The organism is Photobacterium sanguinicancri, from assembly GCF_002265265.1.
GTDB classification, from domain to species: domain Bacteria; phylum Pseudomonadota; class Gammaproteobacteria; order Enterobacterales; family Vibrionaceae; genus Photobacterium; species Photobacterium sanguinicancri.
Window position 1 is genome coordinate 1 of sequence record NZ_NOIF01000284.1, and the last position, 3,850, is coordinate 3,850.

The window sequence follows — 3,850 nt, forward strand, 5'->3', positions numbered from 1 at the left end:
AAATAATGTTGCTGGTTATCTCCTTGATTAATTATTCATCTTTAATGTTAATATAAGTATTACTTGTTAAAGCACAGTTATAGGTAGTAGTATGAAGTCTGATTACATTATTTACTTATTCTTATTTCTATACTGTTGTGGTGCTGTCTTTCAGTAGCGCAATTGATTAGCTATTACTTAATAACATTAAGAGAAGAGCAAACTTATAAATCGTACATAGCTTCTATCCACACTGGTAACTTTTGGTAAGGCAAACCATCATTAACAGCTTACGATTGAGCTTTTACTCTAATGCACAATGGAACATCAATGTGCTGGAAATGAGCACGCCTCTACACATTTCCAGCGACTTCCCTGCTTTCGCATAACTTACACCACCTACCACTTGTTCGACACAAGCCCAATTAACTGTCGATGCAAAAGGTAACGAGAGCAAAACAACAACTGCGTTAAAATAAAAAACCGCCCCAAGTGTAATCTTTCACAACACATGCGAAGCATCACTTTTGAAAGTAACCACCCGCCAATAACGAAAACAGACAAGTCAAAAAAATCAAATCAAAACCAACAACGAAACATTATGAAATGTGATAACCGATCAAAAACCACAAATGAAACCATTTGAAAGTCATTAATTACTATTCACTGTGAGATCGCTCAACAAAACGCCACAGCACTTTCATTACCCTTCGTTATCAAATAACGTAAGTAAGGGAAAACAATGAACACAACAAAATGGTGTAAACCAAGCTACCTCGCAGTCAGCTTGTTATTGGCCTTAACGGGCTGTAATAGCGAAAATGTTGAAAGCGACAAAGGCGGAGCCGGAAAAACTGAACCCGGCGGTTATATGTATTTTTTTGAACAGGGACTCCCCTCGTCGATTACAACAACGTCGATAAAGCCATTAACGATCAGCAATAAACACTTCAAAGATGGTAATAATGCTTTGCAGTGGCGTTTTAATCCTAATAGCCAATTAGTTTTCTCCCAAGATATTGGCTACAAAACCGATGACAGTGAGATCACCCCCTACACTTTCATGGCGTGGATCTACAACGAAACACCATCTGATAAATCACTTACATTTCAATTTGGCACCGATGACAACCAGCAAAGCCAATTTAGCTATGGCTTAAACTTCAAAGGATGGCGCGGTATATCAGTGCCATTTAGGGATATGAAAGGCACGCCTAGCGCAGGCATGAACCGCTTAACCGTCACAGCTCCCGACACCAACGGCACGCTCTATTTTGACCAAGCAATGATGGCAGTTCCTGTCGATAACCGCTGGCCAACCGCTGATATTCAGCAGCCTTTTGTTAATCCTAATGTCGTTAACATGGCCAGTAAAAACTGGACAGCATTATTGATGTACGATCAAATGCTGCGCGACCAACAGCCTAGCTTTAACTACGACCTTGCCTTTGATGACAGTCAAGGTGATACCGCCGTCTTGTATCAAAACTTCGATAAACACTTAGGGGTGAATAGTCAGCAAGTCATTTCCCAACAAAAGGTCGATGATAACTTAGCGAAATACCAAGCGTTTATGATCAGCCAAAACAGTGATGGCAGCTATGTGGGTAAACCACTCGATCACCCCAAAAGGCACAACTTCCTAAAAACAGGCATAGTGAGTGACGATACTCTGGCCATGCTCACCGACACCATGAGTATTCGGACGCTGGGTAAAACCATGCTTGAAACTGCCAAGTACCTTCGCAGCCAATCACTCTCAACTGAAAACAAAGCGGCGTTAGAAAAAGCCTTCACCGACGCAGCTCGATACGCCTTTGATCAAGGTTGGGAAGGTGGCTCTGGTTTCCAAATCATCACCCATGTCGGCTACCAAACTCGGGAGTTCTTCGATGCATTGTTTGTTGCCCGAAAACTGCTCTCTGAACAAAATCTGCTTCAACAAGCCCAGCAATCAATGATGTGGTTTAACGCGACAGGCCGCGTATACGAACAAGATAAAGACATTAACTCTTCTAACGTGGATATTCTTAATACCCAATTGCAGTGGATGACAAAGAGCTTTTTGTTACTGCCCGATCAGGCGCAGCGCCAAACCATGCTTCATCAGTTGCAGTCATGGTTAAGCACCACGCTATTAAGCTCTGATGGTTTAGGCGGTGGCTTTAAACCCGATGGCAGTGTCTTCCATCACTCACAACATTACCCAGCCTACGGCAAAGATGCTTTTGGCGGCTTATCTGGGGTTATTTTTGGTTTAAGCCACAGCAGCTATCAAATATCCCAACAGGCTCATGAAAGGATCAAAGACGTCTTACTCAAAATGCGGGTTTACACCAAAGAAACTCAAACCCCGATTGTATTAAGTGGTCGTCACCCAGACGGCAAGCAAAAGATATCTGCGACCCCATTTAAGTGGATGGCGCAATCTGGCGCTCCTGATCAATCCGATGCTATCGATCACGAACTTGCTGCTGCCTACGCGAACTTAACCAATAAGCCGAGCTTTGAAGGTATCTCTGCCGAAAAAGAACCGACTGGGGTATGGGCAATGAACTACGCGTCTATGGCGATAGCACGAGGCGCTAACCCTGTTGATGCAACACAGTCTTGGCTCGCAACCGCTAGAGGGTTTAGTCGCTATTTAGTGGGTAACGAAACCTACGCCGCCAACAACCTGTATGGGCGTTACCTGCAATATGGTCAATTTGAGATCACCCCAGCCGATCTGAGCAAACGGGCGTTTAGCCATGATGGCTGGGACTGGAATCGCTACCCCGGCACAACCACGATTCAAATGCCAAATAACGAACTTCGTGCTCAGTTGAACCAATTGCCAGGGGCTGGCATTGAGGAGATGCTGTTATCTACAGAAAGCTACTCTGGCGCGAATACGCTAGGCAACGACAATGCAATGTTTGCGATGACGCTGCACGGGCATAAAAAATACCAACAGCAGAGCTTCTACGCCCATAAATCCTATTTCATCTTTGGGAATAAAGTGGTCGCGCTGGGTTCTGGCATCAAGAACGATATTGCTGAACACGAAACCCAAACAACATTATTCCAGCACAGTGTTAAAAACCTTGAACCTGTCGAAATCGATGGGCAACAAATAGACACGCTTGGTACCGATTCTATCTACGCCAACGATACTACTTTGCTAGACCCAGCAGGCAATCGCTACTTTGTGACCAGCAGTGCGGGACAACAAGTCCACTTCACCTATCAAATGCAGCAATCCAATGATGAAGATGACGCCGCACCAACAACAGGCCAGTTTGCGACCGCTGTGATAGAGCATGGCAAAGCGCCGACCAATGGCAGCTATGAGTATGCGATTAAGATTGCCGCTCAAGATGCTGTGAAACCAATCTATACTGTGCTGCAAAAAGACCAAAACCTGCATGCGGTAAGAACAGAGCAAGGTGTCGAAGGCTATGCGTTCTTTAGCCCAACAACAACCAATCAAGCGGGTTGGGTATTGTCATCGGCAAGCGCAAGCCAAATCATGCTTCAAGCCAACCCAGCTCAAGATCAGTTGTCACTGAGTGTGGTGAATCCAGATCTCGCGCTGTACCAAGGGCAAGATCCTGAGCAAGTAGACGCCAATGGCGAGCAAGTCGAAGTCAGTATCTACGATAGAGATTGGCGCTTTAACCTATCACAACCCGTCAGCAGCGAGTTTACGCTCAAAGGGCAATGGCAGTTGATAGGCAGCAACAGCCAAGTATCTATCCAATCTACTACCGAAGGAAACACCACAATACGTGTTACCACCAAAGACGCTAAACCTGAAAAATTCATGCTGAAAAAAGTATAAGTAAGAAAAAACCAGCAGCTTGTTACAGCTGCTGGTTCTATTTATTAT

The 3,850-nt window shown here is 44.6% G+C and carries 1 protein-coding gene; it reads left to right on the forward strand.

From position 1 onward, the window contains the following. Positions 1–721: 721 nt before the first annotated feature. A complete protein-coding gene (locus tag ASV53_RS23135; RefSeq protein ID WP_094958868.1) occupies positions 722–3,802 on the forward strand; it encodes a chondroitinase family polysaccharide lyase in 3,081 nt (1,026 codons plus the stop codon). Positions 3,803–3,850 lie beyond the last annotated feature (48 nt).